At 56.9% G+C, this 8,047-nt stretch carries 7 protein-coding genes and 1 pseudogene; 7 read left to right on the top strand and 1 reads right to left on the bottom strand.

Annotation, left to right across the window (positions count from 1 at the left end; translation table 11 throughout):
- Window positions 1-292 (top strand): annotated as a pseudogene (locus tag HMPREF2682_RS00975) (gluconolactonase); the annotation flags it as partial.
- Window positions 293-639: 347 nt separating this feature from the next.
- Window positions 640-2,268 carry an S-layer homology domain-containing protein gene (locus HMPREF2682_RS00970; protein WP_070830624.1) on the top strand — a complete coding sequence of 543 codons (1,629 nt, stop codon included), beginning with the start codon at window positions 640-642 and terminating at the stop codon, window positions 2,266-2,268.
- A gap of 147 nt (window positions 2,269-2,415) precedes the next feature.
- Here the strand turns inward: HMPREF2682_RS00970 and HMPREF2682_RS00965 are convergent, their stop codons facing one another.
- Complete coding sequence (locus tag HMPREF2682_RS00965) at window positions 2,416-3,348, bottom strand: Nif3-like dinuclear metal center hexameric protein (RefSeq protein WP_070830622.1); 933 nt, start codon at window positions 3,346-3,348, stop codon at window positions 2,416-2,418.
- 146 nt (window positions 3,349-3,494) lie between these two features.
- Between HMPREF2682_RS00965 and msrA the strand changes: the two genes are divergently transcribed.
- The 5 genes from msrA to HMPREF2682_RS00940 all read left to right on the top strand — a co-directional run bounded on the left by msrA (window position 3,495) and on the right by HMPREF2682_RS00940 (window position 7,950).
- Complete coding sequence (msrA, locus tag HMPREF2682_RS00960; RefSeq protein WP_070830620.1) at window positions 3,495-4,016, top strand: peptide-methionine (S)-S-oxide reductase MsrA; 522 nt, start codon at window positions 3,495-3,497, stop codon at window positions 4,014-4,016.
- Window positions 4,017-4,228: 212 nt separating this feature from the next.
- Window positions 4,229-4,999 (top strand): DUF6318 family protein, encoded by a 771-nt coding sequence (locus HMPREF2682_RS00955; protein WP_070830618.1) that lies wholly within the window; start codon window positions 4,229-4,231, stop codon window positions 4,997-4,999.
- A 140-nt stretch (window positions 5,000-5,139) separates the two neighbouring features.
- On the top strand, window positions 5,140-5,922 hold the full coding sequence (locus HMPREF2682_RS00950) for a DUF6318 family protein (protein WP_083321738.1): 783 nt from the start codon (window positions 5,140-5,142) through the stop codon (window positions 5,920-5,922).
- A 269-nt stretch (window positions 5,923-6,191) separates the two neighbouring features.
- Entirely contained in the window at window positions 6,192-6,962 is a 771-nt protein-coding gene (locus HMPREF2682_RS00945; RefSeq protein ID WP_070830616.1) for a DUF6318 family protein, read from the top strand.
- Between the two features lie 247 nt (window positions 6,963-7,209).
- Complete coding sequence (locus HMPREF2682_RS00940) at window positions 7,210-7,950, top strand: DUF6318 family protein (RefSeq protein WP_049354794.1); 741 nt, start codon at window positions 7,210-7,212, stop codon at window positions 7,948-7,950.
- The last annotated feature ends 97 nt before the right edge of the window (window positions 7,951-8,047 follow it).

Raw genomic sequence — 8,047 nt, 5'->3', positions numbered from 1 at the left:
TCGCCAGAAGGGCATTACTTTTGGCTGGTCGGACGGCAAGTTCCATGCTGATGCCGGAATTTCGAACGCTACCGTTGCGGCGTTCACCTACCGTGCGGCTGGTTCGCCCGCGGTGAAGGGCAACTCCCCCTACAGCGATGTAGCTCCCGGTTCGGCGTTCTACCGTGAGATTCTGTGGGCTCAGCAGAACAAGGTGGTGCTGAACGCCAGCGGCGCTTTTGATGCTCAGCACATGGTGACTCAGGGTGAGCTGGAGACTCTGATTGAGGCTTTCCAGGCTCGCGCTAAGTAAGGTCGTTTAGCCCGCCCGCGTCTCCCTCGGGTTTTACCGTGAGGGCGCGTGCGGCGTGGAGCATCGGATAGCTTTGTGGTTCCCCGTGCTCCCGAATGGTTTTCTATTCGGGAGCACGGGGTTCAGCTTTTAACAGCTACCGCTGTGTGAGATTTCTGGAAACCTTAAAGTATTCCTTGAGTGTTTCCTGACAATAGTTCAACGCTTTGATAGGGTGAGGATATCCCCGAAACCGAGGGGGGATTTTCAACCACTTTTTCTCATAGGGCGTGCGCAGATTCGACGGTAGATTCTCAGCCGGCCGGTAAGCTCGCGTAGCCCCGGAGAAATGACCTTAAGGATGTCTCATGTCCTCGCTTCCGAACTCTAAGTCTTCGTTATTCCACGCAGCTCGGAACTGCAGCGCACTCGTACTGGCAAGCGCGATGGTCCTGCCGATGACCCCGGCGCTAGCCCAGGACGCAGCCCCCGCCGCAAACACGCCCGTTGCTAACGCGCCGACTGCCAATACCCCCGCACCTGCAACTCAGGATGTCGCGGATGAGCCGTCTTTCACCGTTGCCTATGAGGATTACTACTACCAGGACGGCCGTGACGTCTTCAAGCAAGAGGGCGACGGCCTGTACACCGGTGAGGACAGTAAAATTACGGTTGTGGGCACCGGCTTCACCAAGGAGTGGCGCGAGCAGCACGGCAAGGTGGTCATCTACATCGCGCCCGAGGAGAACGTCCCCTATAACGCTCTGCAGATTACCGACACTCTTCTGCGGTTCGAAGAGGGGAAGGACTTCACCATTGACGAGGACGGCACCTTTGTCGCTCCGCTGAAGGTTGAGGCTAATACTTTGCCGAGTTACTACACCCTCACGGAGTATTTCCCGGATATGACTCTGGACAAGGTGCGTTACGAGGTTGGCATCCTCGCCGAGCCTCAGGGCCAGCCGCAGTCAACCGTTCAGGATATTTGGGCTCGCAAGAACGTTGTGACGCATCATGGTCTGAGCACCAATGATTATCACTTCGATACCTTCGCACCTAAGTTGAAATACGACGCTTTGAAGGACACCACGAAGGACCAGGAGCTGCTGATTCAGGGTCAGGGTTTCGTGGGGACTGACATCCCTGGCGCTGAGGGCATGATGTACGTCATTCGCGAGAAGGGCACGGGCTCCCCCGTCCTGGTCATGAGCGAGATGAAGCATTACGTCCAAGGCGAGGATGAATACGATACGAGCCTGGAGGGAGGCTTCGCTTTCGTCAATCTCAAGATTCCCGCGAACACGCTGGATCCGTCCAAGCAGTACGTCATTGAGGCGTGGAGCGACTACGGTTACCCCAGCAAGACGGATAAGACTCTCATCACCCCGATGGTGGGTTTTGCCCCGGAGCACCGCGGCGTTCTTTTGGCGCACCAGGATTTGAAGTTTGAGGGTGTCCAGCGGTTCACGAATGCTTACGTACCCGTAGAGGAACGTATGTACTTTTCAACGTCGCTGAACGACGAGGAACGGAATCAGCCCGCCACCCGCGGTGAGCTGGCTTCCGCCCTTTATGAGATGAAGGGCAGCCCCAAGGTGGACCTCCCTGAAGTCTCTCCGTGGCCGGATGTGAAGACGGACGACCCGAACTACGCCGCCTACATTTGGGCTCGTGAAAAGGGCGTTACCTTCGGCGGGCCCGACGGAAAGTTCCACGCGGAGGACGGTCTCACGAATGCAACCGTTGCCGCAATGATTTACCGTGCGTCTGGCTCACCGGAAGTATCGGGTGTTTCGTCCTTCCCGGATGTTACGCCGGATTCCGCGTTCTATCGTGAGATTCTGTGGGCTACCCAGCAGAATGTTATTACTCCCGAGACTGGCATGTTTGAACCGAATCATGCTGTGACCCGCATTGAGTTGGACTGGATGCTGTTTTATTACCGGCATCGTGTGCTGAACCCTATCACTACTGGCCTGTATCGCATTGCTAACTAAGTAGGCCAGGTAACTAAGTAGACCGGGCCAGTTCTAGCCCGGGTACCTCGTCACAACGGACGAGGTGCCCGGGCTCTTACGCACTGAGTACGCGGTGAGAGAATCCGCGCGGATTCTTCTAGAGTTCTCGCCCCTAGAATTCTCGCCTTAGAGTTCCCAGGCGGGGACTGCGGCGGTGGTTGCCGAGTGCGCATCCTGACCGGTTGCCACGCCGGTGGAGATGGTGAAGTCCCACGGGTCGGTGTTCAGCGCGGACAGCTTCGTGTCGATGCCGTAGCCACGCTCGGCGAGCAGGGCACGCAGGCGGTCGGCTGCCGAACGCAACCACAGCGATTCGCTGGCCGGATGGGAGCAGTCGATCAGGGCAATGTTGCTGCCGTCGACTCGTGCGGTTTCACGGAATTCGCTGGCGGGGTGGTGGCGCAGGTCGGCGGTAATGTACACCTGCGCGTCGGTGGCGCGTACTGCGTCGAAGAGGGAATCTCCCGCGCCTCCGCAGAGGGCGACGCGGCGAATCGGCTGGTCGGCACGTCCGGAAATGCGCAGGCCACCGGCGGTTGCGGGCAGTGCCGCAGCGAGGCGTTCTGCAAGCTCCTTGAGGGTGATTTCTTCGGGCAGGGTGCCGAGGCGGCCGGTACCTACCGCGTGTTCCTGCCCGTCGAGTACCTGGGTTTGCGCTTCGGTGAGCGGTTCGCGGTCGATGAGGCCGATAGCGTCGCAGAGTGCTTCGTTCACACCCTCGACGGCAGCATCGGCGTTGGTATGCGCGCCGAGCAGGCCGCATCCGCCTTCGATGAGGGTGTGCAGCACGTTGCCTTTGTAGTCGCTGTCAGGGATGAACTTTGCGCCGCGGAGCAGCAGCGGGTGGTGGGTGATGAGTAGCTGTGCGCCTTCGACTACGGCTTCTTCAGCAGTGGCGGTGAGGGCGTCTACCGCGAAGAGCACGGTGTTCACTTTGGCGGCGGCACGACCGGCAACGAGGCCGGAGGCGTCCCATCCGGCGGCGAGCTGCGGCGGGAAGAGCGTGTGGAAGGCGTCAACGACTTCTGCGAGGGTGGGGGTTTCTAGTTTTTCAGTCATACCTCTATTGTGGCAGGTGGCGCGGTGAGGCAAGCGGCACAGTGGGGATATGGGCGGTTTATGCCGAAGCCTGCGATTACTCGGGAATATTGTGCAGCCCTGCGGTGTTCTTCAGGTAGTGTGGATTTATAGTTCGAGGAGGAATCATGACTGATGTTGTTCTTGCCGGCGGCTGCTTCTGGTGCCTGGATGCGGTGTACCGCCAGTTCCGCGGGGTTGAGGCGAGCGTCTGCGGCTACACGGGTGGCGAGACTCCCGACCCTGATTATCGTTCGGTGTGTTCGGGTGCGACCGGTCACCAGGAAGCGCTGAAGCTCAGCTTTGACCCGCAGGTGATTGACCTGGATACGGTGCTGGATATTTTCTTCACGAGCCACGACCCGACCAGCTGGGATCGTCAGGGTGCGGATACCGGTTCGCAGTACCGTTCGGTGCTTTTCTACGCGGATGAGCAGCAGCGTGAGGCGTTTGAGCGTGCGGTGGCGCGTGCTCAGCAACTGTACTCCTCCCCCATCGTTACGCAGATTAAGCCCCTGGGTGTGTTCTATGAGGCTGAGGAGTATCACCAGAACTATTACGCGTTGAATCCGGCGCAGGGTTATTGTGCGTTTGTGGTGAGCCCGAAGGTGGCGAAGGCGCGCCGTAATTTTGCGCATTTGCTCCGCTAGGTTGCACGCCCCTCCAGTTGTTTTGCCCCGCGGCTGTTGTTCTTTCTTCGAAAATATTCGGAATAACGGCCGCGGGGTTTCTTCATGCGTGCCCAGTTCTCCCAAGCTATTTGCTATTCACTTGTGCTTTAGGGTTGCTATAAGGTGCGCCCGGTATGATGGGGGTGTCGACTCACTCCTCCTCATCTGTTGACCTCTTCGAAAGACTGCTGATGACTAGCTCCTCTTCTAAGCCCGTCGCTTTGAGCCGCCGCGCCGTGTTGGGTGTGGGCGGTGTTGGTCTTGCCGCCGTGTTGGGCGCGTGTGCGCGTACGGTGCATCCGCCGGCTGATGTTGCTGAGTCTGGCTCGGCGAGTGCTTCGGCGAGCCCCTCTGCTTCGCCGGCATTGCCGTCTGCGAATAAGTCGTATCAGGGTAAGGTCACGTTCGATAACTTTGAGAAGAACGGCGAGTATGTGCCTGCCACGGCTGAGAAGAAGGCGCAGAATGTACCCAAACCGATCATGCCGGAGAAGGTGCAGGAGCTGAGTATTGACGGTATTTATGCGCTGATTGGTTATTGGATTTCTAGTTTTAATTATTTGGCGTTGACGGGTGATATTGAGCCGTTGAAGAAGACGGACCCGAGCAGCGATTATTATAAGGAGCTTGAGCCGATGGTTAAGCTCTATGAGACGGGGCGCGGCTGGATTTACGATACGAGTGAGCCGATGTCTGTGTACCTGTTGACGGATACTCCCACGCAGATTGAGGGCGACCGTATTCGTTATTTCTGGCGTGCTCGCTCCCTGGTTGATCAGAATGCGAAGAGGCATCTGACGGAGGGCGATAACCGCGATAAGTCCCTTGTGGGGGCTGAGGATTCTCAGGGCCAGGCGATGCGGATTGTTGTGGAGTATAAGGAGGGTGCTTGGTTTATGAGCACTCAGAAGGATAAGGATGCTGATAAGAGCTCGGATTCTGCGAGCCCTTCGGCTTCCTAGTGCACTAATTGCAGCTTTTTGATCTTTTCTCTGCAAAAGGATACAAGTAGCGATATTTGATATCTATTTGCGCGTTTAGGGTATGATAATGGTGTCAACTCACTCTCTTTCCTTTGTTGACTTCTTTTGAAAGGCTGATAATGACGAGCCCTTCCCTCATATCTACCCGCGTGAGCCGCCGCGTGGCGCTGGGTGCGACCGGTGCCGGTGCACTTGCTGCGTTGACTGCGTGTGCTGGTAGTATCCGCCCGCTGGCTGATGGCTCAGCGTCAAGCTCCGCTTCCGCAAGTGCATCCGCTAGTGCTTCAGCTAGTGCCTCGGCAAGCGCTTCGGCTTCTGCTTCTTCCAGCAAGTCCTATAAGGGCTTCGTAAAGTTTGATAACTTCGAGAAGAAGGGCGAGTACGTTCCGGCGACCGCTACTCAGAAGGCACAGAACGTGCCCAAGCCTCTCGTTCCGGCGAACATGAACGAGCAGAACGTTGACGGCATGTACGCGTTCATTGGCTACTGGCTGGCAAGCTTCAACTATGCAGTGCTGACCGGTGACACTGAGCCGATGAAGAAGGCGGACCCTGCGGATATTTACGTTGACATGCTGCAGGATTACGCGGTGATGTATGGAGACGATCTTGGCTGGCTGTACGGTTCGGATACCCCGATTACTATTGAGCTGATTAGTAGTGCACCGCAGAAGCCTTCCAGTAGCGGTACCCTGTACTACTGGCCGGCTTACATGAACTACAGCCCTGATGCGAAGATTCACCTTGAGGGTAAGTCGGATCAGCCTTTCAAGACGGCGGAGAGCCCGAACGGCAAGCTGATGAAGGCCATTGTGGAGTACAAGGACGGTAAGTGGTTTATGCTGACCGGCAAGGAGAGCTCTTCTGCATCTGCTTCTTCTGGTAGCTCTTCGTCTGTCTAGGCCGTTGTCTTTGACAGCGTGAATAGGCTTCTCCCCCGCCTGCGGTAATGCACCGTGGGCGGGGTTTCTTTTTGCCGAAACGCTGCCAAAGCTCTGCGGAAATCCAGGGAACACCCAGGAGAAAACCCGGCGGATGGTCGGGGTTGCCGGAGGGTGCCTCGGGTACGCTTAACGTATATACATTGACGTACTACATGTGGTCTTTACCTGCAGGTTGTGAGCCTCGTGCTGACGGTTTTGTGGGTGAAGGATCCGACGAAGGACTTCCGATGACTACTTTCTTCACTCGACGTACCGTTCTGGGTGTTGCTGTTGCGGGTGCACTTTCTGCGTTGACTGCGTGCGCTAGCGATATTCGCCCGCTGGCTGGCGGCACCGGCTCGGCTTCTCCGTCGGAGGCGGCGACCGCCTCCGAGACTGCCTCCGCCTCGGCGTCTGCGAGCGCTTCGGCTTCTCCTTCTGTTTCACCGTCTGCGAGTGCTTCTGCTGCTTCGGGTCTTCCGTCTTCGGGTAAGTCCTATAAGGGTCCGATGAAGTTCGATAGCTACGAGAAGACCGGCGAGTACGTTCCGGCGAGCGCTACGAATCCGGCTGAGAATATGCCGAAGCCTGTTCCTCCGGCGAATATCAAGGAGCACAGCGTTGATGGTGCGTATGCTTTCTTGAGTTTCTGGCTGGCGAGCTTGAACTATTTGATGATGACGGGTAACCCGGCCCCGATTGAACATATCTACTACAATGGCTACGGTTGGGAGAAGTATCAGAGCACGATCAAGCTGTATGCGTCGGGTGCTGGTTGGGTGTACGGTACGGAAACTCCGTATATTGTTGAGCTGCTGACGGATGCTCCTCGTGAGGTGCCGGGTAGCGACAATACCCGCTTTATTTGGGAAGGCTATTCCTACATGGACCCGAAGATGATGCGGCATTATAGGAATCAGCCTGAGAAGGCAACGAGCGCTGATGAGTCGAAGAAGAGGGTGGCGAGGTTCCGCCTGGAGTACAAGGACGGCAAGTGGGAGCTGTCTAGCGCCGCGTAATTGCCGCCTTGCAGAGGGTTCGCTCTCGTAGTGATTTCTCATGTGATAAGACCCCGCACCTGGTAAAACGCTGGATGTGGGGTCTTAATTTTCTGAACAATTGAGGTGGTCGCGGGGCTATGTGGTGGCTCTCGGGTAACCTTAAAAATATATACATTGACGTACTGATAGGTCTGTACGGGGTGCGTATGCCTGCCGCGGTGTGTGGCGTAATTTGCTCTGTATTGGCTCCAACGAAGGGCTTCCGATGACTACCTTCTTCACTCGACGTGCTCTCCTGGGCGTGGGTGCGACCGGCATCCTTGCGGCGCTGACTGCGTGCGCTAGCGATATTCGCCCGCTGTCGCAGGGTTCCGGCGGTTCCTCTGGTTCGGCTTCTACTGCTGCTTCTGGTGCGGCGTCCTCTTCTGCGAGCGCTTCGGCGTCGCCTTCTCCTACTGATGATCACACTCCCGGCTCGTATGTTGGTCCGATTAAGTTCAATAACTACGAGCGGAACGGCACCTACATCCCTGCGACTGCGAATGCGCCGGCGCAGAACGTGCCGAAGCCTCTGATCCCGGAGAAGATGAAGGAAAACAGCCCCGAGGGCGCCTACGCGCTGATGGGTTATTGGCTTGCTTCCCAGAATTATCTGATTCTGACCGGCGATGTTGAGCCGCTGATGAAGGCGGATCCGGCGAAGGCTTTTTTGAGCAACTCTAGGACCATGATTAAGCTCTATGAGTCGGGTCTGGGTTGGATTTACGGTTCGGATCAGCCGTACAAGATTGAGATTGCGGAGAATGAGCTTCAGCCGGTTGCTAATAAGCCGGACCGTTACGAGTGGCTTGTGACCGTCGCGTATGACGCTGCCGCTAAGTACCACATTGAGGGTGAGCCTGATGCGACTATCGTTGAGGAAGAAAAGACGATTCCTCGCACGACGAAGTTCATCATGGAGTACAAGGAAGGCATGTGGCGCATGCTTCTGGACAACAACAGCTAAATTTCTTCATCTTCTGATACGCACTATTTAAGGATTTCTGATGACGACTTTCCTTTCTCGACGTGCCGCACTAGCTGCCGCTACCGGTGCCGGCGCG

The organism is Rothia sp. HMSC061D12, from assembly GCF_001836735.1.
Classification (GTDB): domain Bacteria; phylum Actinomycetota; class Actinomycetes; order Actinomycetales; family Micrococcaceae; genus Rothia.
Note: the sequence above shows the minus strand (reverse complement) of the source record. Positions and strands in the feature narration are given on the sequence as shown.